Source organism: Exiguobacterium sp. S3, from assembly GCF_018617295.1.
Lineage (GTDB): Bacteria > Bacillota > Bacilli > Exiguobacteriales > Exiguobacteriaceae > Exiguobacterium > Exiguobacterium profundum.
The window spans coordinates 487,657-514,582 of sequence record NZ_JACSJW010000001.1; the positions used below are offsets into that span (position 1 = coordinate 487,657).

Sequence of the window (26,926 nt, forward strand, 5' to 3'; positions counted from 1 at the left end):
TTATTTCGTGTCAAACCATGTCGTTCCAACCGCTCCGTCCGCACGTAACGGGACATCAAGTGTGACCGTATGTTCCATCGCTTCGGTCACAAGTTTTTCTAATGCTTCCATCTCTTCGGCCGGACCTTCGAATATCAATTCATCGTGTACTTGTAACAACAGCTTAGATTGAAGTTTTGACGTGTTTAACGCATGATCGACATCAATCATCGCTTTTTTAATAATGTCCGCTGCCGTTCCTTGAATCGGTGTGTTGATTGCGGTACGTTCAGCAAACCCACGCAAGTTGAAATTACGAGAATGGATGTCCGGGATGTTCCGGCGTCGTTTCAACATCGTCTCGACGAACCCGTGTTCACGTGCCCGTTCAATCGCGGCATCCATGAACGTCTTCACCCCAGGGAACTGTTCAAAGTACGTATCGATAAAGGTCTGCGCTTCTTTTCGTGTAATCCCTAGGTTTTGTGAGAGTCCATAATCACTGATGCCATAGATGATTCCGAAGTTGACGGCTTTTGCTTGACGACGCATGAGTGACGTAACTTCTTCAGTGGAAACTTTAAACACGTTCGCCGCCGTCGACGTATGAATATCCTCATCGTGAAGGAAGGCTGCCATCATCTTCTCATCTTGTGACATATGTGCCATGATGCGCAGTTCGATTTGAGAGTAATCGACCGCATAGAGTACCCATCCCGGTTCACTCGCGGTAAACGCTTTACGGATGCGACGCCCCTCTTCTAATCGAATCGGAATATTTTGAAGGTTCGGGTTAACCGACGAAAGCCGTCCCGTTTGAGTAAGCGTCTGTGTATAACGCGTATGAATCTTGCCATCATCCTTCACGACTTTCTGCAAGCCTTCGACATACGTGGACTGAAGTTTGCCAAGTTCACGATAATGCATGATTTTCTCAATGATCGGATGAAGCGGTGCCAATTTTTCGAGGACATCCGCTGCCGTTGAATATCCTGTTTTCGTCTTTTTCACAGGAGGGAGTGACAGTTTTTCAAATAATACGACCCCTAACTGTTTCGGTGAGTTGATGTTGAACGGTTCCCCGGCTAATTCATGAATCGTGACCTCAAGTGCATTTAGACGTTCACGCAGGTCCGTTTCCATATGTTGAAGCGTTTCGACATTTACGTGGATACCAGCCCACTCCATCTCGGCCAATACGGAGACGAGTGGTTTTTCAAGCGCCTCATAGAGTTCTGTCTGTTCATTCTCTTTCAACTCCGAAACAATGCGTTCAAACAATGTATAGATGGCGTACGCCTTTTCTGCGAGATGAGCATGAAAAACATTCTCTTCCGGCACCTTGATTTTTGCACCTTTTCCGTAGACCGTTTCATCTTCCTCAAGAGGATACGTAAAGTGTGCAGCAATCGAGCTGAGAGACGTCCCCCCAGATAGGTTGAGCAAATACCCTGCGACAAGCAGGTCTTCATACCCACGCAGTGCCAATTGGTGACGTTTCAATTGAATAATTGTCTGCTTCGCATCGAGACAAATCGTCGTCTTCGTCTCGTCTTCGATCCATTCCTTGACCCGTTCGTCCTCAAGAAGCGTCACATCTCCAATCGTGACACCTCGTTCCGACGCGATCGCCACTCCAATCACGTCTTCTTCAAAATAATCATCATGCAGCTGTTCAAGCATTAACACAGCTCGCGATAAATCTTGATCGGCCAACGCGATTGTTGGTCGTACCGCTTTTTCAACCGGTTCTTCTGAAGAGGTATCCGACAGTTTGCCGATGAGTGACTTGAACTGTAAATCCATAAATAACGTTTTGACGACCGAAGCGTCATATGGCTTAAAGAGAAGTTCATCCATCGTCACATCAATTGGTACATCCGTGTAAATGGTCGCCAACTGTTTCGACATTTTCGCTTCTTGTTCATTCGCCTCTACTTTTTCCTTTTGCTTCCCTTTCAACTCATCCGTATGTTCGTAAAGGGCCTCGACGGTACCATATGTGGCAATCAACTTCAGTGCCGTCTTTTCCCCGACCCCTGGAATACCAGGGATGTTGTCGGATTTATCTCCCATTAATCCTTTTAGGTCAATCATCTGAATCGGTTGTAGTCCGTCGTAGCGTTCCTTGAACGCGGTCACGGTCATTTTCTCAACTTCGGTGATGCCTCGTTTCGTCAAATAGACCGTCACACGTTCATTGATCAATTGAAGTAAATCCTTATCCCCCGTCACAACCGTCACCTGATCAAAGGTCGGGTCTTTTGAGAGCGTCCCGATGATATCATCCGCCTCGTATTGGTCAAGCTCTAAGACAGAGATGCCAAACGCCCGACAAACGTCACGCACGAGCGGAAATTGTTCACGCAATTCTCCCGGTGTCTTTTGACGTCCACCTTTGTATTCCGCGAACGTATCGTGACGGAACGTTTTCTTTGACGCATCGAACGCCACAGCAAAATGAGTCGGTTGCTCATCTTCCATTAGTTTCAATAACATCATCGTAAACCCATACACTGCATTCGTATTCCGACCTGACGCATCCGACATCGGAGGCAGTGCAAAAAACGCACGATATGTTAAGGAGTTCCCATCAAGGACTAGTAGTTTATTCATTCAATCGACCTCCATTCTTCTCTTCAACCATCATACCATACGGGTACATGCGTTCGAAAAAAAAGACCCTTTTCTACGAATAGAAAAGGGCCAAATTCTCGATCGTGTGGAGATGAGCACCGATCGAGTCACGAGATGATGAAGAGGTCTCATTCATAGGATAGCAAGGTTTTGTAAAGTAAATATGAACGAACGATAAAGTCATTGTTAAACCCGAGGGAATGTAATGGTAAACGTCGTTCCTTTGCCTTCCTCACTCTCTACGTCGATCGTGGCATGATGCAAATCGATGATGTGTTTCACGATGGCGAGTCCGAGGCCAGTTCCACCCGAGTTCCGACTTCTTGCCTTATCGACACGATAGAAGCGCTCAAAAATACGACTCACTTCTTTTTCGGCGATCCCGATTCCGTTGTCCTTGACGCGAAGTTTATAGGAATCTGCCTTTGCTTCCACGGCGATTTCGACACGACTTCCTTCTGGTGAATAGTTGATGGCGTTGGCGACCAAGTTCATGATGACTTGCTTCATTCGGTTCAGGTCCGCTTGCAAGACGACCGTCCCCTCGTGTTTCGTTTCTAGCTGAATCGACTTCTTGCTCGCCTTTTGACTGAGCAGGAGGCAGACCTCATCCACGAGTTGATTCAGATCGACGGACACCAACTCCATTTGGAAGTCATCCCGCTCCAATCTCGACAATTCAAGGAGATCCTCAACAAGCATCTGCATCCGCGTCGCTTCTTTTTGGATGATGTCTAAAAACTGGTCTCGAAGTTCCGGGACTTCTTTCGCCCCATCCAGAAGCGTCTCACTAAACCCACGAATGGACGTGAGCGGTGTCTTCAACTCATGGCTGACGTTCGCCACGAAGTCTTTCCGCATCTTCTCAAGTCGCTTCAATTCTGTAATATCGTTGAACAACAACGTCGTGCCGCGAAGCATCCCGGTGTCACTGAAAATCGGTGCCGCGGATACCATATACGTTTTTTGATTGAAACCCGTTCGAATCGATAATTGACGGCGATGGACCTCCTCCGTCAGATAGACGTCTTCGATCAGTGTTTCTACCTCGGGACTCGGTAGAATCCCGTGATAAAACTGTCCGATCGATAAATCATCGTATTGGAACATCTCACGGTAAGAACGGTTGACCAACGTGACGATCCCACGCTCATCGACGAGCAGAAGACCCGCCCCCATATACTCGATTAACGATTCGAGTCTCGCCCGTTGCACAGACTCCCCGAGAGAAATCGACTCCAAATTCCGAGCAAGTACGTTGATCGACCCTGCTAGGCTACCTGTCTCCTCATCATTTCTGAGTTCATACACACGGGCCCTGTAATTCCCGTCTGCTAGTTCCCGCAAGACAATCGTCGCCTCATCGATTGGTCGAATAAATTGATTCGTCAAATGTTGAAGCACGAACAAAATAATGAAGAAGGAGAAGAAGAGCGCGAGGGCAATCGTCAACCAGATGCGATTGTACACCCCTTCTAAATCCGATACATAACGGATGAATGTTAAATAGACTGTCCCACCCGTCGCAAGTTCAATCGGTTTTGTGTATTGAATCAACTCGTCCTCATCCGCTTCACCGAACGTCCCTTCCTCAGGGACCATACTCGGATCGATTTTATAATCGATGGACCCGACGCGAAACGGCGTGCCAGCGATTACCTCCATCCGACTATTGAGAAGGAGAATATCAAAGCTGCTCCCGTCATCGATTTGACCGACATACTCACGAATCTCGTCCAATTCGCCTCCTTCGAGGTAGAGGGCTGCCAATTGAGCATCTTCTTTTAGACGATCTCGTTCTGAATCCAGATAAAAGTCTTTGAAGAGCTGCCCAAGGACAATCCCGAGCGTCAGCAAGACACCGGTGACAAGAAAAATGAGAGTCGTCATAAATCTAGAGCGATACGTCTTCATTCCGAAGTCGGCTCCTCCATCTTATAGCCAAGACCGCGAATCGTTTTAATATAGGTCGGTTTCTTCGTTACCGGTTCAATTTTTTCACGAAGGTGACTGATATGAACATCAACAATCCGGGTATCACCCACAAAGTCATAATTCCAAATGGCCGATAATAATTGATCTCGCGTCAACACGCGTCCTTTATTTTTCGCCAAATAGGCTAACAATTCAAATTCTTTCGGCGTCAACTCGAGGCGCTCCCCTTGCTTGAACACTTCGTAGTTTGAAGTGACGATTTTAACATCTCCGATTTGAATGACGTCCTCTTCAACCGCCGATTCTTGCGGGGCAGAACGTCTAAGAATCGCTTTGACGCGCGCGACTACTTCACGTGGGCTGAACGGCTTCGTCAAATAATCGTCCGCTCCGAGCTCGAGCCCCAATACTTTGTCAAACTCATCATCTTTTGCCGTGAGCATTAAAATCGGTGTATTGACTTTTTGCTGACGGAGTCGTTTGCACACTTCAAGTCCATCCATCTCCGGCAGCATCAAGTCGAGCACGATGAGCACGGCGTCCTTTTTCTCAGCCAATTCCAATCCGGTTTTGCCGTCGTGCGCCGTCTCTACTTCAAAGCCAGCCTGTTCTAAATTAAATTTCAATAATGTCGCAATCGATACTTCATCGTCGACAACAATTACTTTATCAGCCACACTGCTTCCTCCTCTTAAACCATCAAATGTCACTTTCTATTTTACAAATCAATGCTTGAAACGACCAACCTCAAAGCAAATCTTTACAAAAACAAAACAAATCCACTTTCAGTGTAGCATGTTCGATAAGAGAGAAGGCGCAAAAAAGGTGCCTCCTGCAACATGACAGGAAGCACCTCAAACTTATAAGACGCTTAATACCGAGCGGACAGAATCCGCAGACTTCGATAGCGCTGCTTTTTCTTCATCCGTCAAGTCGAGCTCTAACACTTGCTCAATTCCATGTTTACCAAGAATCGTCGGGACGCCAAGATACAAATCATGGAATCCGTACTCTCCCTCAAGGTATGCGATGGCCGGTAAGATTCGACGCTGATCTTTTACAATCGCCTCGACCATCTCCACGATGGCAGCGGCTGGCGCATAATACGCCGAGCCATCGCCCAGTAGTTGGACAATCTCGCCGCCACCTTTTCGTGTCCGTTCAACGATTTGCTCGATTCGCTCATGTGGGATGAGTTTTTCGAGCGGGATGCCTCCAGCGTAAGAATAGCGTACGAGAGGCACCATTTCGTCTCCATGACCTCCAAGGACGAATCCGGATACGTCTTTGACAGAAACATTCAGCTCTTGTGCCACAAACGTTCGGAAGCGAGCCGTATCCAATACACCGGATTGACCGATGACGCGTTCTTTCGGGAACCCTGATTCTTTGAACGCCGCGTACGTCATGGCGTCTACTGGGTTCGTCAATACGATCAGGATGGCGTCTGGAGAGTAACGGGCAATCTCTTTCACAACCGAGCGCATGACGTTTGCGTTCGTTGCGACGAGGTCGTCCCGGCTCATCCCCGGCTTGCGCGCGATTCCCGCGGTAATGACAACCACATCGGAATCGGCCGTGTCCGCGTAATCAGACGTACCTGTGACCCACGAATCAAACCCTTGAATCGGTGCCGTTTCTTGCATGTCGAGCGCTTTCCCTTTCGTCGGTCCTACTTTTTCTTCCATATCGAGCAGTACGACATCCCCTAGCTCACGTTGAGCCAAGTACAGTGCAGTCGTTGCACCGGTGAAGCCACTTCCAATAACAGAAATTTTGTTACGACGAATCATGAGCTCTCCTCCTCGGTCGTCTTACATGTTTTTAATCAATTCATCCGCGAACTCTGAACATTTCACTTCTGTCGCTCCGTCCATGAGACGTGCGAAGTCGTATGTGACAACTTTCGAAGCGATCGTTTTCTCCATTGAGTTGATGATGAGGTCAGCCGCTTCGTTCCAGTTCATGTGGCGGAGCATCATCTCACCTGAAAGGATGACTGAAGATGGGTTTACTTTATCAAGACCCGCGTATTTCGGAGCTGTACCATGTGTCGCTTCGAAAATCGCATGTCCTGTGATGTAGTTAATGTTCGCACCAGGTGCAATCCCGATTCCACCTACTTGAGCAGCAAGGGCATCTGAGATGTAGTCACCGTTCAAGTTCATCGTCGCAACAACGTCGAACTCACGTGGACGTGTCAAAATCTGCTGGAGGAAGATATCAGCGATTGAATCTTTGACGATAATTTTCCCTTCAGCTTCCGCTTTCGACTGAGCTTCGTTAGCAGCTGCTTCACCAGATTCTTCTTTGATACGGTCATACTGTGCCCATGTGAACACTTTGTCACCGTACTCCGCTTCAGCGAGTGCATAACCCCAGTTTTTGAAGGCACCTTCTGTGAACTTCATGATGTTCCCTTTGTGGACGAGCGTTAAAGATTTACGGTTGTTCGCAATCGCATATTCAATTGCTGCACGAACCAAACGTTCTGTTCCTTCAGAAGAAACTGGCTTGATTCCGATTCCTGATGTTTCTGGGAAACGGATCTTGTTGACATTCATCTCGTCTTGCAAGAATTTGATGAGTTTTTTCACTTCATCGCTTCCTGAAGCGTACTCGATTCCAGCATAGATATCTTCAGTATTTTCACGGAAGATGACCATGTCTGTATCTTCAGGACGTTTTACTGGTGATGGAACACCTGTGAAGTAACGAACTGGGCGAAGGCATGTATATAAATCGAGTTCTTGACGAAGTGCGACGTTCAATGAACGAATTCCTCCACCGACCGGAGTCGTAAGTGGTCCTTTGATGGCAATCAAGTACTCACGAATTTGATCAAGTGTCTCTGTTGGGAGCCATTCGCCTTTTTCGTTATATGCTTTTTCCCCAGCATATACTTCCATCCATTCGATTTTCTTGTCGCCGCCATATGCTTTTTCAACCGCAGCGTCAAATACGCGAACAGCCGCATTCCAAATGTCAGGACCTGTTCCGTCACCGATAATGAATGGTACGGTCGGTACATTTGGTACGTTCAATACACCGTTTTCAACTGTAATCTTTTGTCCTTGTGTCAACATAATGAATCCCCCTAAGTACATTACTGTAGGTCGACGCGTGCGCCGACCTACGTCACTTGTTAGTTTACCAAACTTTTGTCTAAAATGTGTCTCGAATTAACGTTCGTTTACCGGAACATACTTACGGCTCGTTTCACCGACATATTCCGCACGTGGACGAATCAAGCGATTATCCGCATATTGCTCGAGAATGTGCGCAATCCAGCCAGACATACGAGATACGGCGAAGATTGGTGTGAATAGATCTTCTTCGAGACCGAGCGCATAATAAGTTGAAGCTGAATAGAAATCGACATTTGGTTTCAAACCTTTTTCCGTTTCGACAAGATGGTCGATTTTCTCAGACATCTCATACCATTTCGGTTCGCCGATTTGAGCAGTCAACTGACGGCTCATTTCTTTCAAATGTTTCGCACGTGGGTCGCCATCCTTGTAAACGCGGTGACCGAAGCCCATGATCTTCTCTTTGCGCTCGAATTTGCCACGAACATATTCTTCAACACGGTCGACCGAGTCGATCTCGTGCAACATTTTCATTACCGCTTCGTTCGCACCACCGTGAAGTGGCCCTTTGAGTGCCCCCATGGCCGCCGTGACACCTGAGTACATATCCGAGAGCGTCGCTACACAAACGCGAGCAGTGAATGTCGAAGCATTCAACTCGTGGTCTGCGTGTAAGATGAGCGCTTTATCAATCGTCTTTTCTGCTACATCGCTCGGCTCTTCACCGTTTAGCATGTATAAGAAGTTCGCAGCGTAAGAAAGACCTGGTTTCGGTGCGACCGGCTGCTCCCCTTTACGAAGACGAGCGAATGCCGTCACGATTGTAGCGACTTGTGCTTGTAGGCGAATCGCTTTACGCATGTTGGCCTCGTCACTCATGTCTTCAGATTCCTCATCATATAGAGCGAGTTGTGAAAGTGCCGTACGAATCGTCGCCATTGCATTGGCTGATTTCGGTGCACGTCTTAACGTATCAATCACCTCTTCAGGCAATGTCGCTTCTTTTACAAGCGCATCTGAGAGCGCTGTCAATTCCTCTGCATTTGGTAAGTGGTCGTTCCACAATAAGAACACTACTTCTTCGAATGTGGCGTTGTCCGCTAAATCATCAATGGTGTATCCTCCGTAAGTCAATTGTCCGTCAATAATTGAGCTGACTTTTGAGGCTGCTGCCACAATACCTTCTAACCCTTTTGTCGTTGACATTCATAACTCCCCCTCAGTCTTGAATAAAGTGGTCGACCGTAAAAACAGTCTGTTTATAGGGAATAAGGATACGGGACGGGTTGTTCCCCTGCATTCACCCAGTCTCCGTTTACCCTGTCCTTTATATAGTATAAACAATTTATTGCAAAAAAGAAATGTAAGCGGCTTCAGTTGTCAGAAAATATCAAAACCATTTTTCAATAACTTGATATCCACCTAAAATCAATGCCGCGATACCAGCTCCGACAAGCGGTCCAACGGGAATCCCTTTCATGAATCCAACCGCTAGAATCGTACCTGCGAGGAGTGCCGTGGTGACGACCGGGTCGACACGCATCAGTTGTACACCTTGCCCCGCAGCAATGGCAACGAACATCCCTGAGGCAAATGCAACAATCCCGACCGGCCCTTTAATACTATTCCACAATTCTTTAAACCCGATATCGCCGGTCGCGATTGGGACGAGAACTGCGATCGTAATGATTGTCACACCCCAGCTGATTCCTTTCGATGCAAGTGTCGGAAATAACTGGTCTCCGAATCCGATTGCTTTGATGATCAACAAGACGCTACTTGCGATTATGACAGATTGGTTATTTGAAATGACACCGATTAAGACAAGCATCAATAAAAATAGATATGCACTCATACGTATTCCTTTCTTCGAACGGAAAAAGAACCGACCTTTGTAGAAGGCCGGTTCGATTGTCGTTCAATTATGCGTTGTAGATTTTACCTGTGAGTGGGTCGATTGAAATCATCTGACCGTCACGAAGCGATGCTGTCGCTGCATCAACACCTACGATGACTGGCTTGCGAAGTGATGGTCCAACGATCCCAGCATGGCTCGTCAATCCGCCGTCTTCTGTGATGATTCCAGCCGCTTTTTCGATCGCAGGCATCATTTCTTTATCTGTGAATGGTGCGACAAGGATCATGCCGTCTTTCGCTTTTGCATTTGCTTCATCCGCATTTTTCGCGACAACGACTTCTCCAACAACACCGCGCTCACCGATTCCACGCCCGTCTGCGAGAGCGTGACCAACGATGTGGACTTTCATCATGTTTGTCGTACCAGCTGTCGCCGCAGGAATACCAGCTGAGATGACAACGAGGTCACCGTCAGTGACGAATCCAGCGTGACGTGCCGCTTCCGATGCTTGAACCAACATTTCATCCGTGTTGTTCGGCATTGTTTCAGCAACGATTGGGTATACGCCCCATACGAGGTTCAATTGACGCGCAACGCGCTCCGATTCTGTCACCGCGATGATGTTCGCTTCAGGACGATACTTCGCTGTACGAGCAGCCGTATAACCTGATTGTGTCGGTGTCAAGATTGCTTTGGCGTTCAAGTTGATTGCCGTGTGCGCAACCGCTTGAGAGATCGCATCCGTCACTGTGTGCTCACTGCGCTTCTGACGATCTTTCAACAAGTTTTTGTAGTCGAGCATGCGTTCTGTACGCTCTGCGATTGCAGCTTGCATTTGAACAGATTCGATTGGGTAGTCCCCTGCAGCTGTTTCACCAGAAAGCATGACTGCGTCTGTTCCATCCAAGATTGCGTTTGCTACGTCTGATGCTTCCGCACGTGTCGGACGCGGGTTACGTTGCATTGAATCAAGCATTTGCGTTGCTGTGATGACCGGCTTCCCGAGATCGTTACACTTCTTGATGAGTTCTTTTTGAACTGGTGTCACTTCTTCTGTCGGGATTTCAATTCCGAGGTCCCCACGGGCTACCATCAAACCGTCAGAGATTGCCAAGATTTCTTCGATGTTATCGACACCTTCTTGGTTCTCGATTTTCGGGTAAATCTTGATGTGTGATGCGTTATGTTTCTCGAGAAGTTGGCGAATTTCAACTACGTCAGATGCACGACGTACGAATGATGCTGCAATCACGTCAATGTCTTGTGAGATCCCGAACTCGATGTCCGCGATGTCTTTGTCCGTGAGGGCAGGAAGGTTTACCTTGACGTTTGGCAAGTTAACACCTTTCTTCGTCTTGATGATTCCTTCGTTTTCAATGACGCAACGGAGATCACGGTTATCAAGCTTTTCAACGACACGGAGTCCGATGAGACCGTCGTCGAGCATGATGTGTGAACCGACTTCCACATCATCGTAGAGTCCTTCGTACGTCACAGAGAAACGATCTTTCGTTCCGACGATTTCTTCCGTTGAGACGATTGTGACTTCTTTTCCTTTTTCAAGAAGTGCCTTACCGTCTTCGAATGTATGCGTGCGGATCTCTGGACCTTTTGTGTCGAGAAGAACAGTAACAACTTTACCCGCTGCTTTCGCCGCTTCACGGATGTCACGGATACGAGCGCCGTGCTCTTCATAGTCACCGTGTGAGAAGTTGAGACGGGCAACATTCATCCCAGCTTCGATCATCTCAGGAAGACGCTTCTCAGAAGCCGGTCCAATGGTACATACAATTTTCGTTCTACGCATAATATAAAAACCTCCTAGGGGATATAGTGCAACTTACAAACAGAAAACGGGGGGCCTTGGACCGTATCCCGTCTCTGCAACATACAAAATCGTTTAAATCGACAATTGGTTAACGAGGTCAATCAATTGCATATCAATCGTGTGCTTGTTATTGTCGAGCGCCTCATCGATATCAAGATCCATCATCTGGTTGTTACGGATTCCGACAACGCGGCCCGCTTTCCCTTCAAGCAAGATCTCAACAGCGTATGCACCCATACGACTTGCAAGGACACGGTCAGCGGCAGTTGGGGAACCACCACGTTGGATGTGACCGAGAATCGTGACGCGTGTTTCTGAGTTCGTCTTCTCAGCAATCAATTTGCCGATTTCTTCCGCACTTCCCGCACCTTCAGCAACAATGACGATCGAGTGCTTCTTACCGCGTGCAATCCCGTGATTGATTCGTTCCACGATTGCATTCAAATCCTCTGGACGTTCTGGGACGAGAATCGACTCAGCACCACCAGCGAGACCAGAATAAAGCGCGATATCACCAGCGTCGCGACCCATGACCTCGATGACATACGTACGTTCATGTGATGACGCCGTATCACGAATCTTATCGATCGCATCAAGCGCTGTATTGAGTGCTGTGTCGAAACCGATTGTCGCATCTGTTCCTGGGATATCGTTATCGATTGTACCCGGAAGGCCGATTGTTGGGAATCCGAGTTCAGTCAATTTTTGAGCTCCGCGATAAGAGCCGTCTCCACCGATGACCACGAGGGCATCGATATTGAATTTCTTCAACTGTTCTACTGCTTTTGCGCGACCTTCTTCTGTTCTGAATTCAGGACAGCGCGCAGAGCGAAGGAACGTACCTCCACGTTGAATGATGTCGCCGACTGATCCAAGATTTAATTCGACTAAATCACCTTCGATTAATCCTTGATAGCCGTTATACACGCCGTACACTTCAAGACCTTCAAAAATTGCTTTTCGGGTCACGGCACGGACAGCAGCGTTCATTCCAGGAGCGTCTCCTCCGCTTGTTAATACCGCAATACGTTTTAAATTCACGTCGCTCACCTCTTATGTGTTTTAACGAAATCTGAAAATAAAATACCACGTCTGACCTTTGTTTTACAACACAAGTATGTGAAAAAAATGCATAGGGTATCTCACAAAGCAGTCACTTGACGAATGAATAAAGCTTTATTCAAAGCCATTGTTACCGTTTTCACTCATTAATTGTGCCAATTTGATGATATTTGGTCGCACGTCCTTGAATCAGCTCAGAAGTCGATTGCGCAAGCAACTCGTTCATGTGCTGTAATAAGACAGGTTTCAAGAGTGATGACTGTAGTGACACATCAACGTGTGCCCCCCCGTACACTTCTCCTACCACTTCATCGACAATCCCTAGGTTGAATAAATCTTGTGCTGTAATCTTCATCGTCTCTGCCGCACGCTCTGCTTGTTTCGCGTCTTTCCACAATAGTGCCGCTGCACCTTCTGGCGAGATGACTGAGTACGTACTATTCTCAAGCATCAATAGACGGTCGCATACACCAATCCCAAGCGCACCACCTGAACCACCTTCTCCAATGACAACGGAGACGATCGGCACTTTCAGCGTCGCCATCTCAAACAAGTTACGGGCAATCGCTTCACTTTGACCTCTCTCTTCTGCGGCTTTCCCCGGATAAGCCCCTTTCGTGTCAATGAATGTCAAAATAGGACGGTTGAACTTCTCGGCTTGTTTCATGAAACGCAATGCTTTTCGATAGCCCTCCGGGTGCGGCATACCAAAGTTTCGTTTCATGTTCTCTTTCGTGTTTCGCCCACGCTGATGTCCGATAATCGTCACCGGCACTCCTTCAAACGTCGCAAGTCCAGATACGATTGCCGCATCGTCATACCCATGTCGGTCCCCATGGAGTTCCATGAAGTCAGGGAATAAATGCTGGATATAATCGAGCGTTGTCGGTCGCTTCGGGTTTCGCGCCAACTGGACGCGATCCCACGGTTTCATATTCCCATAAATATCTTTTTCTAATCGGTCGAGCTTTAACTCGAGATGACGAATCTCTCGGGATAAATCAATCCCTTTCGTCTCAGCGGTCTCCCGTAATTTATTCAGTTGTTCAGTGACTTCTTTGATTGGGTCAAACATGACGGACACCCCCATCGTGTAATTCAATCATCCTCTTCAAGAACGAACGCATCTGTTCACGATGAATGACCGCATCCAGCTGCCCTGACTCAAGTAAAAACTCAGCAGTTTGAAAGTTCTCTGGAAGTTTTTCCCGAATCGTCTGTTCGATGATTCGTCGTCCTGCAAACCCGATGAGCGCTCCCGGCTCTGCGACGTTCAAGTCGCCGAGCATCGCAAAACTCGCTGACACACCACCTGTCGTCGGATGAGTCAAATACGCGATGTACAGCAGTCCTGCTTCGTCATGTTCTTTTAGAGCGATGGACGTATTGGCCATCTGCATCAAACTGACCATTCCTTCTTGCATCCGAGCCCCACCTGATGCTGTGAACAAGACGACTGGGAGCCCGAGTGATGTGGCGTTTCGGACAGCCGAAGCAATCGCTTCTCCAACGTATGCACCCATCGACCCCATACGGAATCTCGCATCCATCACACAGACAACGAGTGGTAGTCCGTCGATTGTCGCCTTTCCACATACGACGGCCTCTTCAATCCCGGTCCGCTCACGATCTTTCGTCAACTTTTCCTCATAGTCAGGGAAGTCGAGTGGATTCGCCTTGACAGACGGTCCCACAAAGCGTTCGAAAGACCCTTCGTCGACAAGCATATCAATCCGTTCTTGCGCCTGAAGCGGAAAATGATAGCCGCAATCACATACTTTGTGGTTCTCATTCAACTGTTTTGTATAATGCATATATTTACAAGATGGACATTTCGTCATCAATCCCTGTGGTGCGTCAATCTTTGGTTCTCGTTGACGCAATGGCATATATCGTTTCGGTTTCTTGAAAAAAGCAGTCATCGCTTCCCCCTCGTTCATTCCGGCATCCCCATTCCACGCCACGTCTCGACAAATCGTTTCCGTTCCTCGAGCGTATATAAATCCCCAACGTCTAATCCGTCAAAAAAGCGATTGACCTCACTCCAAATTCGAATGAACAGTTCATTCTTCAACTGAAAGATGAGTTGCTGGCGAAACGTTCGATCATCTTCGATCACCGTTTCTAATAGAGCCAGTCGTTCCTTAGTCGGTTCAATTTCTGAAAACGCCATGCGCTCCAATAGTCGAAGCATCTCAATAATATCGGTCGCTTTCGTCTGTTTGGTCACAATGAACTCCGACAATATCTCAATGTACCGATGTCGGTCTTGCTCACACAAAAAGGTACCACCACCATGTCTCGTCTCCACGATGCCTAAAAAGCTCAACGCTCGTAACGCTTCGCGAACCGAAGCGCGGCTAATGGACAGCGTTTCGGCGAGCTCTCGTTCGGATGGAAGCCGATCACCTGGAACTAAAGACGATTGGACAATTAATTTTCTAATCTTTGAAATGTTTCCGTGAAATGAGGATGCGTGTTTTTCATGCATCTGACCGTTCAACTCCCTTTTTTGGATCACCTATCAAACTTAAGTGGTCAGACCAATTAGTGCGATTATATCACTTTTTAGGACTTGGTACTAGTTTCTGGACCAACCATTTTTGTATCGATTCGTTTCAGTACGACATTTTCTTCCCCGAACCGTCTTTTCGCTTCCGCCACATACTCTTCATTCGGATTGATTGAAAAAGCTGAAGCCAGTTGTTTCACTTCCTTCGAATCCGTGAATCGGCATACAACCGGAACATCCCCTTGTGCTCGTTGAATCCAATCTTCCAATTCAGGGAAGCGGTCGAGTGTGAGCCGGATGAATAAGGCTTGCCCGTGCAACGGTCGAACCCGTTCGACAATCAATTGCTTGCGACCATCCCGTTCATTCGAATGGACCTCGAGTAACAAGATGTTACCGGCATAGAGGGACCGTCCAAACTGCGCGAATGTTCGAGGAAACACGACGACCTCGTCTTGCGTCATGCCATCGTCCACCATGAGAACACCCATCCGTTCTTGTTTTTTTGTCATGAACGTACGTACGTCATCTACATATACGACGAGATAACCGTTTGTTCCATTCATGACTTCTTCAATTGTAGACGGTTCGATCCCGATATCCGGAAGTGCCGTCAATGGAGAGTGGACCACCCATGTCCCGAGCGCCTCCCTCTCTTCTTCAGACCAATTCGGTTCTTTCACTTTTTTCTGTTTTAGTCCGAGTGAAGACAGCTCATCCGGTAAAAAATGTGTTCCCGCTTCTTCTCGCAAACGTTCGACTGCTTCAAAGGCATGTGTCCGGTCACCGTGATACATCCGGTCGAGCGCGCCCGCACCAAGTAATCGACGTAATTTCAGTTGGTCTTTATTTTTCCACTCCATGGCTTCTTGAAGCGTTCTGACATCTTTCAACTGCCCGTTCAGTTCAATCAGTCGGTCCACATCCCGTTTGGTCAACCCCTGGACCGCCTTCAACCCGAGCCGGACGCCCGGTCCCTCAAGTGTCGCGTCAGCGTAACCATGTAAGACGTCCGGTGGGTACACCGGAATTTGATCTTTCCGTAACAGTCTGACAAGTTCCGTTGTTTTTTCTGATGTCACCACATGAAAGACACGAGGGAAATGTGCTTTGACGTAAGCCAATCGGTAACTGATCAAACTGTAGGCGACAGCGTGAGAGCGGTTAAATCCGTACCCGGCAAACTTTTCAATCCATGAAAAGATTTGCGCCAAGACGTCCTGGTCTCCCGCTTTTGCTTGTTGCAAAAATCGTTCTCGTTCCCGAGCAATCGTTCCGGTATCCTTTTTGGCAATAGCACGTCTGACCAAATCCGCTTCCGCATAGGAATAGCCTCCGAGTTTACGGAGAAGTTTCATCACCTGTTCTTGATAGACGAGTACACCGTATGTCGGTCTCATGACGTCTTCTACGTCTGGGTGGACTGGTTGGAAAGGCATACCGTGTTTTCGCTTCGCATACGTTTCGATGAATTGCATCGGTCCCGGGCGATAGAGTGACATCGTGACAACGATATCTTCAAACTCAGTCGGTTTCACTTGTCGAAGCGCTTGCTTCATCCCGGTCGATTCAAATTGGAAGATTCCGTCCGTCTCACCTCTCGCAAGCAATCGATACGTCCGAGCATCGTTTAACGGAATTGTTTTCAGAGAGAACAGCGCATCACTTTCTCGAATCAAATCCTCCATCTTTCGCAAGCGACTCAAGTTTCGTAATCCGAGCAAGTCAATTTTCAGAAGCCCGACCTCTTCCAAATCCTTCATATTATATTGGGTCACGTGTTCTTCAAGTTCGGGTTGGAGCGGAGTCACTTCTTCAATCGGTTGACGACTGAGCACCACTCCTGCCGCGTGAACGGAGGATTGACGCGGCAAACCTTCTAGCTGTTTGGCAATCCGTAATAACTGCTGACGCTTTTGGCTACCGGCAAACCACTTCATCTGCTTCTGGCTCGACATCAGTTCATCAAGTCCTCCGGCTTTCACTTGCTTGCTCGCAGCCTGCCCTTCCTCAAGGGTCATCCCGAGCGCTCTCGCAACGTCTCGAATTGCCGCTTTCGCACCGAACGTGGCAAGTGTCCCGATCTGTGCGGCATGCGTATGACCGTATCTTGATAGTACGTAAGAAACCACTTCCTCACGACGTTCATCTTCAAAATCGAGGTCTATGTCTGGCATCGACACACGCTCTGGATTTAAGAATCGTTCGAACAACAACCCGTAATGAACCGGATCGACTTCCGTGATATGGAGGGCAAAACTGACGAGTGAACCTGCTGCCGATCCACGCCCCGGACCTACTTCAATCCCAGATTCTCGAGCAAACCGAACGATGTCTTCCACGATCAAGAAATAGGAAGAAAATCCGGTATTGGCGATGACTTCAAGCTCAAACTTTGCCCGCTCGATGTAAGGTTGTTTCACGAGTTCCATTGCCTTCAACCGCTCACCGACAAGTCGTTTCAGATTTTGATCGGCATCCGGAATTTCTGGAATCGCCCCTTCCGCACGTGGTAGATGATCCAGCCGAATCAATGCCTCGAATCGATCCAGTTCCGATAATTCTTCCGTTGTGAACCAGTCATTCATTTCACTCGGTAGTCGAACGTGCAATCCTTTTTGTCGCACGTCTTCATTCGACATCACGTCCCCTTCGCGAATGGCAGAAATGGCTCGGAATCCTTCCACATCTTCCGGTCTCATGTATCTCGTTTCAGGGGCCGGAATTAATTGGACAGCAAGCTCTTCGCGCATGAGACGAAGTTGTTTCAACACTTGTACCTGTTCCGTAGTCTGAGGTGCCGGTAGTCCGAGCCACAGCTTCTCTTCATCGACAAACGACAAGAGTTGATGATAAAGGCGACGCCGGTGAACCGGATCACTCGCTTTCCAATTTTCAGGTAATACGATCAGCGGCATCGTTGTCCGTCCTTCAATTCCTCCCGCCTGGATGATACGATATTGTTCCTTAAGCTCCGTTTCGTTAGATGAATACACAATCACGGATACGTCTAACCCATCCAATCGGAGGACCGTTCTCAGTCCGATTAGCGGTTTCACCTCATATCGTTGGCAATATGACAAAAATGTCGGAACCCCATAGAACGCATCGTCTGCGATCGCCACGGAACGACTTCCCCGTTCGGTCATCTGCAAGACATATTGTTCTAACCGGATTGTACTTTGTAGTAAACTATAAGCAGTTCTGACATTCAGATGAATCATCGTTGGCCTCCTTTCTATATTAATGGAATTGTCAAACTCAATTCATCACTTCTCTGATACAATAATTATAGACAAAACTCACGACAAAAGGGGGTAAAAGCGTATGATTATCAATCGGGGACAGATTGCACGCGATAAGTTAGAAAAATTACAGCATGGTCAAACAGTGTTTGCCGACAGCCCAGAAATCATCGACCGGCTCCGTAAGTACATTACTGAGTATCAGCTCGACGTCGTCGAGGACGTGACCGAACGAGGTACATGGTTCATCCCAAAGGAAAATGGAGACAAATGAAGAGAGCTGACCTCGGTCAGCTCTCTTCATTTTCTTCAAACGTGAATTCCCCAGCCACTTCATTCAAAGCCGCAATCACGTCATCCATCTCATCCCATGTGTCAATCGTGGCACCAGCCGCCATAGGATGACCTCCCCCACGGTATCGCTTGGCCACTTCATTGATGACAGGACCTTTCGACCGGATGCGCACACGAATCTCTTCTTTGTTTTCCACGAACATGACCCAACATTTCAATCCTTCGAGGCCAGAGAAGCTATTGACGAGTTGCGATGCCGCTTCCGGGGACGCATGGAACGTCCGGAGCACGTCCTTGTCAATCTTCACATAGCCGACGCCTTCTTCTGTGACATTGACGTGCTGTAACACGTACCCTTGTAACTGAAGAGTCGCTAAGTTGGTCTTATACATGTGTCGGTACAATTTATTCGTATCGATGTCTTTCGCGATCAGCGCCGAAGCAATCTCAAACGTTCGGGCCGTAGCATTTCGAAACTGGAATCGTCCTGTGTCGCCTACGATGCCGGCATAGAGTAAAAATGCCGCCTCTTGGTCGATTGGATATCTCCAAATGTCCGCGAGTTCCACAATCATCTCAGACGTCGAACTGACCGAGGTATCGACAATCTGTGTCATCGCATATGGATCTTCATCGGGATGATGATCGATTTTAATGATTGTCTTCCCTTTTAGCGCAAATGGTCCATCGATTCGCTCTTGATTCGCCGTATCTAATATAAGGACGAGCGCGTCTTGATACATTTCTTCTTCGACATGTTCCATCTTTCCTAAAAACTCGAGGTCTGGAACCATGCCACCGACCACATAGATTTGCTTCTCCGGATGAACCGATTTTAGAATGCGCTGTAAACCAAGCTGGCTCCCCAACGCATCAGGGTCTGGTCGTACGTGGCGGTGAATGAAAATGGTGTCAGCCGCCTCAATTTCTGATTTGATTGTATCCGCTTCCTGCCATTGCGTCATGATGATTCCTCACTTTCCTACACACTATTATGGTATGATGATAACAGATTACGAGATAGAAAGGGGTTCCTTCACTTGCAACTTGTCATGATTGGACTCATTTTGTTCGCGCTCGGTGCGTACCTTGTCTTCAAGCGCCGTGCTTTTTTGACAAAGACGCCAAACCGAAAAGCGTTGTTCAACACGCAAGCGTTGATCTGGTTAAGTTTATTCCTCGCATTGTTCGCTGCGAACCAAATGGTCGGGGGATTCGGTCTGAATTCATCTGTCGGTTGGATTGTCAGCATCGTCATGTTAGTCGTCGGTTTAGGGAATGCTGTTGTCGGATTTATCCGTTACCGCAAAATTTACCCTCTCGCCGCAGAAGAACCGACGAATACGCCATCATGAAAAAGAGCACCCGCTACGCGCTGTAGCAGGTGCTCTTTTTATTACCGATCGATGAGTTGTGCCGTGACGAGCGCTTTGGCGACAAGTTGTGTCCCTTGCGTCATCTCCACATCCACTTTCCCGAACTTCCGACCGAGGTCGAAGACATGGGCCGACACTCGAATCTGACTTTCAATTTGAATCGGCTTCATGAAATAGACGGTGATATTCTCAACCACGAGATCGCCTTTCTTCATATGACGTAGACTTCGCGTCGCCCCTTCGACCAACAAGGTCGTCAACACGCCAGATGAGGCGGTCCCCATATGACTCGTCATCTGTGGGGCCACTTCAACCGTGAAGGCCGTCCCGTTCGATGCAGGATCTTCTTTCAGCTGGTTCGTGATCATGTTATCGAACGTCTCACCGACTTGCGGTTGTCGATTCGCCAGTTGCAACGCCTTCAGCACATCTTGGCGGCTAATAATCCCAAGCAGACGTCCGTAGTTATCAACGACAGGTAACATCTCGATCCCTTCCCACACCATCTGGTGCGCGGCATTGGTGACACTCGTTTGTACGCCTACTGTAATCGGACTTTTCGTCATGACCTTCTCAATATCATAGTCGTGTGATTTATCAATGACATCCTTTGCCGTGATCACGCCGACCACTTTCATCTGTTCATCGATGACGGGATACCGATTATGTTTCGTCCGTTCATTCAGCTCGTGCCAACGTTTCACTGTGTCATCTGACTTCAGATAGAACGTATCGTGGAGCGGGATGACGATATCTGAGACGAGTAAAATCTCTTTTTTGATTAGACGGTCATAGATGGCTCGGTTGATCATCGTCGCGACGGTAAAACTGTCATAGGATGTAGAAATGACAGGCATATCATACTTATCTGCCATTCGTTTCACTTCATCCGTTGTGTCGAATCCCCCTGTGATCAACACAGCCCCACCTGATTGTAAGACGAGTTCATGCGCTTTCTCGCGGTTCCCGATGATGACGAGTGAGTCGACATCGATATATCGCATCATCGCCTCGAGCTTCATGGCACCGATTACAAATTTCGATAGCGTCTTGTGGAGACCGTTACGTCCGCCCAACACCTGACCATCGACGATATTGACGACTTCGGCGAATGTCAGCTTTTCAATATTTTCTTTATGTTTTCGCTTGATCCGAATCGTCCCCACCCGTTCAATGGTTGATACGAAACCTAGGTTCTCAGCTTCTTTGATGGCCCGATAAGCCGTACCTTCTGATACAGCCAACTCTTTGGCGATTTGGCGGACCGAAATTTTTGACCCTACATCGAGTGACTCGATATGTGCTATGATCTGTTCATGTTTTGTGGTCATACGCGGAGTCCCTTCTCTCAATACATTTTCTACTCTATTCAGTATACTGTATCAGTCGAACTAGTTCAAACTGTACCAATCAAATTGCAACATTTCCTTTCTGTTTTCGAAACAGCTATAATAGACGAGTAGTCAACGTAAGAGGTAGAAGGGAAGGGATTCAACTTGAATCAACGCACCAATCAAATTGCACAATCTCTAGCGACAAAAGGGTTAGATGCAGCATTCATCACGTCGAAAGCATCCGTGTTTTATTTCTCGGGAGTATACGCGGAAGCGCACGAGCGATTGATCGCCATTTTAGTTTTGAAGAACGGCACAACTGCCATCATCTGCCCAGCACTTGAAAAAGGGATTGTCGAAGCGAGTGACTGGTCAGGTGAAATCGTGACGTATATGGACCATGAAAACCCATGGGACAAAATCGTCAAGTTATTCCTCGATAACCAAATCGTTCCTGAACGAATCGGAATCGAAGGGGAGCATTTGACATTCAACCGAGTCGAGCAGCTTCGCGCCGGTTTTGCCGGTCTGTCAATTATCGATTTGACAGACGAGCTCCAAACGTTACGTATGATCAAATCACCGGATGAAGTCCGGATCATGAAGCGGGCCGCCGAGTTGGCAGATATGGCCATCGAAGCCGGGATCCGCTCCCTCCGTGAAGGCGTGACAGAACTCGAGGTCATCGCGGATATTGAATACGCCATGAAACAGCAAGGCGTCCGTGAAATGTCGTTCGACACGCTCGTCTTGTTCGGTGAGAATAGTGCCGACCCTCACGGTGTCCCAGGCAACAACCGCTTGAAAAAAGGAGATTTTGCCTTGTTCGACCTCGGTGTCGTCTGGCAGGGATACTGTTCAGACATCACACGGACGGTTGTCTTCGGTGAGGCGAGTCGCAAACAACGTGAGATTTACGAAACGGTTCTTCAGGCTGAGGAAGCCGCAATCGAGATGGCGAACGTCGGTACGACACTCGGCGCAATCGATATCGCGGCACGACAAGTCATCACGTCTGCAGGATATGGTGAATACTTCACTCATCGAATCGGTCACGGAATTGGAATCGAAGTACACGAACACCCCTCGATGGCAGCGAACAATGACATGACCGCCCAAGTCGGGATGACGTTCACAGTCGAACCGGGTATCTATCTACCGGGAGTCGGCGGAGTCCGTATTGAAGACGATCTCGTCATGACAGAAAGTGGTCCCATCACATTGACGAGTTATCCGAAAACTCTTCAAGAGATTGAATGACAAAAACTGCGATCCATTCTCAAGGATCGCACTTTTTTACATATCTTAATAAAACAAGCGCAGCATGACATCCCGTTGCGGTACGTCATAACGTTCCATCTTCTCTAAAAAGGCACGTTTGTCATATGGGACCGCCTTCAGTTCAAGAGCAATCCCGGTTTCTCCTTCAGATAATATGGCAAAGCGAGCCAGGTCATCTTTCGCCACTCCGAGCGCACCAGGATTGACGTAGCGCTTGGTGTCATCTTCAAACAGATGGACAGGATGGTGATGTCCGAATAACACGATTTCTCCTGTATATGCTCCATACAGTCGCTGCATATTTTCCAGTGTCGGTTCGAGAATCTCGTGAAACGGTTCTTCGACAATCGTGGCGTGGCGTCGTTCGGTCGGGATATGATAATGAATGCCGAACACCGTTTCGCCAACCATTTTGACGGACATTGTTCGTGGAAGGGATTCGAGGACATCTGCATATCGAGTCTCTAGATGACGCGCAACCCACTCATGGTGGGGGCGCGTATGAGCATAACTTTCTGGATGACCGTGTCCAGCCAAAAGGGAAAGGACCGCTTCATCATGATTCCCAGAAATCATATGCGTTCCCCGGTCTAACAAACGCTCCATGACCGCATTAGAGTCCGGTCCCATTGCAATCATGTCACCGAGCGACCAGATGACGTCGACCCGCTCCGCATCCATGACTTGAAGTGCAGCCTCCAACGCCTCGAGATTTCCATGAACGTCCGTGACCACTCCAATCTTCATCGCGTTCCCCTCACTTTCGGTATTGATGGACGACGTTGACGCCGCCTGTCACATCGATGATGGCACCTGTGATCATGTCCGAGTCTTCTTGTAATAAGAACGAAATCAAACGCGCGATATCTTCTCCTGTCCCGTGTCGACCGACCGGAGTTCCTTCATCCACTTCCGCTTCATCAATGCGCATCTCCTTTTGAGAGCCGACGATATTGCCCGGATTGACCATGTTCGCCGTAATCCCGAACGGGGCCTCTTCTAGCGCGACCGATTTTGTCAAACTGACGAGTCCCGTCTTTGCAGCGGCAAACGCAGAACGATGGATCCAGCCAGGGGCCGTCCCACTTTCCGGAAACCCATACGAGATGATGCGTCCAAATCGATTTGAGCGCATGGAAGGAATCGCACGACGCATCAACCAAAATGAGGCGGACAGGTTGCCCATGAGTACTTCGTCCCACTCTTCGTCTGTCAATTCGACGAGCGGTTTCCGCTCAAAGATATATGGACCTGCATTTAAAATCAAGGCGTTCGGTTCACCAAAGCGTTCGACCGCTTCCTCATAGGCTGAGAGCAGTTGTTCGCGGTCCGTCAATCCGGCCTCGATCATATGTATCCGTTCATGTTCCCAGTCAATCGGATTCCGTTGCAAAATGCTGACGTGCCACCCATCTTGTAACAGACGCTCCGTCACTACGCGTCCGATCCCTTTGGCACCAGATGTAATCATTACATGTTTCATCGACCTACCTCCTCCGCCTTATTTTACCCGTTCTTTCACACGAATTCCAAACTTGGACATGTCGTGAACATCGTCATGAAAAAATTCACGCATTTTCATGGCGAAAAAGCGTGAAAACTGAAAGAAGTGGTATACTATATATGTAAGCCGAACGTATATTTCGAGCGAAAGGTTGGGATTTACATGGCAATTGTATACAAACACATTTTATCTGCCGTTGACGGCTCTAAAGAGGCAGAACGTGCATTTGAAACAGCAATCGATGTCGCGATTCGTAACGAAGGAAAACTGTACGTTGGTCATGTGATTGATACGCGTACGTTTGCGACTGTAGAAGCTTACGACCGCACAATCACAGAGCGTGCCGAGACATATGCGAAAGAGTTGCTTGAAGACTATGTCAATCGCGCGAAAGAGCGTGGCGTAAAAGAAGTCGAAACGGTGATTGAATACGGTTCCCCGAAAGTGACGATTGCGAAAAAGATTGCACCTAACCATGATATTGATCTTATTATTTGTGGTGCGACAGGTTTAAACGCCGTTGAACGGTTCTTTATCGGAAGCGTTTCTGAAAGCATCGTCCGTTATGCGAAATGTGACGTCCTTATCGTTCGTCAATAATCACCCATCCATCAAAAAGGGTCTTGCGCAATCGCAAGACCCTTTTCCTATGCATTATAACACCTTGACTGTAACCGTTTTACGACCAAATTGAATCGCTGCATTTTGCGAATACATTAAGATGTCAATTTTATTTCCTTTGATGGCGCCACCAGTGTCAGCTGCCGTGTAGGTACCCATCGACTTGCCCCCTACGAATACTTGTACTTTCGTTCCGAGTGGAATGACGCGCGGGTCTACCGCGACTACATTTCGCTTTTGGGTACGAACGTTCCATCCAAGTGCTGTCTTACCTGAACATCCCTTGCAGTACGGTGTATATGCGGACGCTTTCATCGTATACGTCTTCACGCTTGCTGGTTTGAGCGGTTTAGGAGCACTTACAGTACGTAAGTTCTTTGTAGGAACCCATCCGGCCTTCCCTTTATAGTTCACGCGAATCCAAGCACCTCGAGAACCTGTACGTTGAAGACGATCACTCGCCGTCATCTTCCCAATCACTCGTGCATTTGATTTCCCTTCTGCATAGACCATCTTCGAACCTGACTTTGTTGCAACATATACTTTTTTCGTAGCTGCTTCTACTGGTGAAGTGGGTAGAGCAAATGCAAATACGGCGATGGCGAGAAGTAAGAGCGTCATGATTTTTTTCAACATACGTTTATTCGTCCTCTCTTCGTCAATTTGGTTTCATTTCATATCATCATCTATCGAACGAGTGACTCGTCACTCCAATTGAATATTTCGTCCAGATAACTATATGACGAAACATCAGTCAGTGCCGTTACACTTCCTGTTCATTTGAGTGACACGAACATTACAAATCGATGTCAAAATTAACGGTTTATCGCGTTAGATTGACATTTAAATCGAATACGAGATATTTTTATAAATTAAAATCCAATATACGGTTCATTCATGACATTAACATTGCAAAACGATGTAAACGAAACGCCTAATGTTACAAAGGAGAAAACATTTGTCCTACTTACGATTCTTCACATTAGTAAAAAAGACTCATAAAAAAACCCACGTTACACGAAGTAACGTGGGTTCGTTTCGTATTATGCGTGTGCTTCGACAAGGTTTGCAATGCGTACCGTGTCGCGCGCGATGACCAATTCTTCGTTCGTCGGGATGATGATGACTTTAACTGGTGAGTGCGGATAGTTGATAAACAACTCTTTTCCGCGAGCACCGTTGTTAAGTGAAGGATCCCAGTAGACACCCATGAATTCAAGACCGCGAAGGATGCGTTCACGGATGACGTCCGAGTTCTCACCGACGCCCGCTGTGAAGATGATGGCGTCGACACCATTCATTTCAGCCGCATATTGACCGATGTAACCGTGAATACGGTTCGAGAAGATTTTCAATGAAACTTCTGCACGATGGTTGCCTTCTGCAGCCGCTTGCTCGATGTCACGCAAGTCACTTGAGATACCAGAAAGACCGTACACGCCAGACTCTTTGTTCATGACGTTCAATACATCTTCAGCAGACTTCCCTGTTTTTTGCATCAAGAACGGGATGAGGGCCGGGTCCAAAGAACCTGAGCGCGTTCCCATCGTGATTCCTTCGAGTGGTGTGAAGCCCATCGTTGTATCGATTGAGCGACCACCTGCTACTGCAGCGATCGATGCACCGCTACCGAGGTGACATGAAATCAAACGCAAGTCTTCTAGCGGACGACCGAGAAGTTCTGCCGCACGCTGTGTGACATACTTGTGGCTCGTTCCGTGAAAGCCGTATTTACGTACACCATGTTCTGTATAGTATTCATAAGGAAGACTGTACAAGAAATTCTCTTCAGGCATTGACTGGTGGAACGCTGTATCGAATACCGCTATTTGTGGGACATTCGGCAAAATTGCCTGGAATGCACGAATACCTGTCAAGTTTGGTGGGATGTGAAGTGGTCCGAGCTCTGTGAACGATTCGATGTTCTTCATGACTTCATCGTCAATGACGACCGAATCCGCATACAACTCTTTTCCGTGTAACACACGGTGACCTACACCAGAAATCTCATCGAATGATTGGATGATATCCAATTCGATCAACTTCTCCAACGTCAATTCAACCGCTTCTTTGTGCGTGTGAAGTGGTGTGACCACGTTGAACTTCTGTCCTTCACCGTACTTGATTGTAAAAATCGCATCTTCTTTCCCTACACGCTCTACAAGTCCGACTGCGAGCAACTCTTCCGTTGGCATCTCGAGTAACTGGAACTTGAGCGATGAACTACCCGCATTGACTGCCATAATTTTCGTCATGTCATACACCTCTTACCTTTCGTTTTAAACGCATATCTTTATCTGTTCAATTTAAAACTGATAACTGTATCATAATGAAGATACTTGATTTTGCATACCTTTTTCAAGTATTTTGT

Annotated in this window: 23 protein-coding genes; 4 read left to right on the plus strand and 19 right to left on the minus strand. The window is 47.7% G+C overall.

The window, feature by feature from the left end; all coding sequences use genetic code 11:
• From polA to dnaE, 13 genes are all read right to left on the minus strand, one after another.
• Window positions 1–2,595 (minus strand): DNA polymerase I, encoded by a 2,595-nt coding sequence (gene polA / locus KNO65_RS02615; protein WP_214781557.1) that lies wholly within the window; start codon window positions 2,593–2,595, stop codon window positions 1–3.
• A gap of 207 nt (window positions 2,596–2,802) precedes the next feature.
• Window positions 2,803–4,530, minus strand: coding sequence for a two-component system histidine kinase PnpS (pnpS, locus tag KNO65_RS02620; RefSeq protein WP_031423157.1), 1,728 nt, complete (start codon window positions 4,528–4,530; stop codon window positions 2,803–2,805).
• On the minus strand, window positions 4,527–5,228 hold the full coding sequence (locus tag KNO65_RS02625) for a response regulator transcription factor (RefSeq protein WP_074036521.1): 702 nt from the start codon (window positions 5,226–5,228) through the stop codon (window positions 4,527–4,529). The genes pnpS and KNO65_RS02625 overlap by 4 nt, the downstream gene beginning before the upstream one ends.
• Window positions 5,229–5,411: 183 nt before the next feature.
• Complete coding sequence (gene mdh, locus KNO65_RS02630; protein ID WP_214687018.1) at window positions 5,412–6,344, minus strand: malate dehydrogenase; 933 nt, start codon at window positions 6,342–6,344, stop codon at window positions 5,412–5,414.
• Between the two features lie 21 nt (window positions 6,345–6,365).
• On the minus strand, window positions 6,366–7,634 hold the full coding sequence (icd, locus tag KNO65_RS02635; RefSeq protein WP_031423152.1) for an NADP-dependent isocitrate dehydrogenase: 1,269 nt from the start codon (window positions 7,632–7,634) through the stop codon (window positions 6,366–6,368).
• 99 nt (window positions 7,635–7,733) lie between these two features.
• Window positions 7,734–8,846 (minus strand): citrate synthase, encoded by a 1,113-nt coding sequence (gene citZ, locus KNO65_RS02640; RefSeq protein WP_214683969.1) that lies wholly within the window; start codon window positions 8,844–8,846, stop codon window positions 7,734–7,736.
• 184 nt (window positions 8,847–9,030) lie between these two features.
• Window positions 9,031–9,495 (minus strand): DUF441 domain-containing protein, encoded by a 465-nt coding sequence (locus KNO65_RS02645; RefSeq protein ID WP_012726718.1) that lies wholly within the window; start codon window positions 9,493–9,495, stop codon window positions 9,031–9,033.
• A 67-nt stretch (window positions 9,496–9,562) separates the two neighbouring features.
• A complete protein-coding gene (pyk, locus tag KNO65_RS02650; protein WP_074036515.1) occupies window positions 9,563–11,305 on the minus strand; it encodes a pyruvate kinase in 1,743 nt (580 codons plus the stop codon).
• 93 nt (window positions 11,306–11,398) lie between these two features.
• On the minus strand, window positions 11,399–12,367 hold the full coding sequence (gene pfkA / locus KNO65_RS02655) for a 6-phosphofructokinase (RefSeq protein WP_012726720.1): 969 nt from the start codon (window positions 12,365–12,367) through the stop codon (window positions 11,399–11,401).
• Between the two features lie 160 nt (window positions 12,368–12,527).
• Window positions 12,528–13,463, minus strand: a complete 936-nt coding sequence (locus KNO65_RS02660) for an acetyl-CoA carboxylase carboxyltransferase subunit alpha (protein WP_074036513.1) — start codon at window positions 13,461–13,463, stop codon at window positions 12,528–12,530.
• On the minus strand, window positions 13,456–14,310 hold the full coding sequence (accD, locus tag KNO65_RS02665; RefSeq protein WP_196431849.1) for an acetyl-CoA carboxylase, carboxyltransferase subunit beta: 855 nt from the start codon (window positions 14,308–14,310) through the stop codon (window positions 13,456–13,458). Before accD ends, KNO65_RS02660 begins: the two co-directional genes overlap by 8 nt.
• A 14-nt stretch (window positions 14,311–14,324) precedes the next feature.
• Entirely contained in the window at window positions 14,325–14,879 is a 555-nt protein-coding gene (locus KNO65_RS02670) for a FadR/GntR family transcriptional regulator (protein ID WP_196430904.1), read from the minus strand.
• Window positions 14,880–14,956: 77 nt separating this feature from the next.
• A complete protein-coding gene (gene dnaE / locus KNO65_RS02675) occupies window positions 14,957–18,124 on the minus strand; it encodes a DNA polymerase III subunit alpha (protein ID WP_214781559.1) in 3,168 nt (1,055 codons plus the stop codon).
• Window positions 18,125–18,227: 103 nt separating this feature from the next.
• Between dnaE and KNO65_RS02680 the strand changes: the two genes are divergently transcribed.
• Entirely contained in the window at window positions 18,228–18,419 is a 192-nt protein-coding gene (locus tag KNO65_RS02680; RefSeq protein WP_074036509.1) for a YtzJ family protein, read from the plus strand.
• 16 nt (window positions 18,420–18,435) lie between these two features.
• Here KNO65_RS02680 and KNO65_RS02685 read toward each other — a convergent pair whose 3' ends face one another.
• Window positions 18,436–19,404 carry a DHH family phosphoesterase gene (locus KNO65_RS02685; protein WP_074036506.1) on the minus strand — a complete coding sequence of 323 codons (969 nt, stop codon included), beginning with the start codon at window positions 19,402–19,404 and terminating at the stop codon, window positions 18,436–18,438.
• Window positions 19,405–19,479: 75 nt separating this feature from the next.
• Between KNO65_RS02685 and KNO65_RS02690 the strand changes: the two genes are divergently transcribed.
• On the plus strand, window positions 19,480–19,794 hold the full coding sequence (locus tag KNO65_RS02690; RefSeq protein ID WP_074033432.1) for a YtpI family protein: 315 nt from the start codon (window positions 19,480–19,482) through the stop codon (window positions 19,792–19,794).
• A 41-nt stretch (window positions 19,795–19,835) separates the two neighbouring features.
• On the opposite strand, the gene KNO65_RS02695 is transcribed toward KNO65_RS02690, so the two are convergent.
• Entirely contained in the window at window positions 19,836–21,146 is a 1,311-nt protein-coding gene (locus tag KNO65_RS02695) for a DRTGG domain-containing protein (protein ID WP_074036504.1), read from the minus strand.
• A 165-nt stretch (window positions 21,147–21,311) separates the two neighbouring features.
• On the opposite strand from KNO65_RS02695, the gene KNO65_RS02700 reads away from it, so the two are divergent.
• Window positions 21,312–22,409, plus strand: a complete 1,098-nt coding sequence (locus KNO65_RS02700) for a M24 family metallopeptidase (protein ID WP_196430906.1) — start codon at window positions 21,312–21,314, stop codon at window positions 22,407–22,409.
• Window positions 22,410–22,454: 45 nt separating this feature from the next.
• Here the strand turns inward: KNO65_RS02700 and KNO65_RS02705 are convergent, their stop codons facing one another.
• Together KNO65_RS02705 and KNO65_RS02710 are read right to left on the minus strand one after the other, a co-directional pair.
• A complete protein-coding gene (locus tag KNO65_RS02705; protein WP_214781561.1) occupies window positions 22,455–23,177 on the minus strand; it encodes a metallophosphoesterase family protein in 723 nt (240 codons plus the stop codon).
• Window positions 23,178–23,187: 10 nt separating this feature from the next.
• On the minus strand, window positions 23,188–23,913 hold the full coding sequence (locus tag KNO65_RS02710; RefSeq protein WP_214781563.1) for an SDR family oxidoreductase: 726 nt from the start codon (window positions 23,911–23,913) through the stop codon (window positions 23,188–23,190).
• Window positions 23,914–24,096: 183 nt separating this feature from the next.
• On the opposite strand from KNO65_RS02710, the gene KNO65_RS02715 reads away from it, so the two are divergent.
• Window positions 24,097–24,534 (plus strand): universal stress protein, encoded by a 438-nt coding sequence (locus KNO65_RS02715; protein ID WP_012726732.1) that lies wholly within the window; start codon window positions 24,097–24,099, stop codon window positions 24,532–24,534.
• Window positions 24,535–24,588: 54 nt separating this feature from the next.
• On the opposite strand, the gene KNO65_RS02720 is transcribed toward KNO65_RS02715, so the two are convergent.
• Complete coding sequence (locus KNO65_RS02720) at window positions 24,589–25,191, minus strand: 3D domain-containing protein (RefSeq protein ID WP_214781565.1); 603 nt, start codon at window positions 25,189–25,191, stop codon at window positions 24,589–24,591.
• A 407-nt stretch (window positions 25,192–25,598) separates the two neighbouring features.
• A complete protein-coding gene (locus KNO65_RS02725) occupies window positions 25,599–26,810 on the minus strand; it encodes an acetate kinase (RefSeq protein WP_214781567.1) in 1,212 nt (403 codons plus the stop codon).
• Window positions 26,811–26,926: the final 116 nt, after the last annotated feature.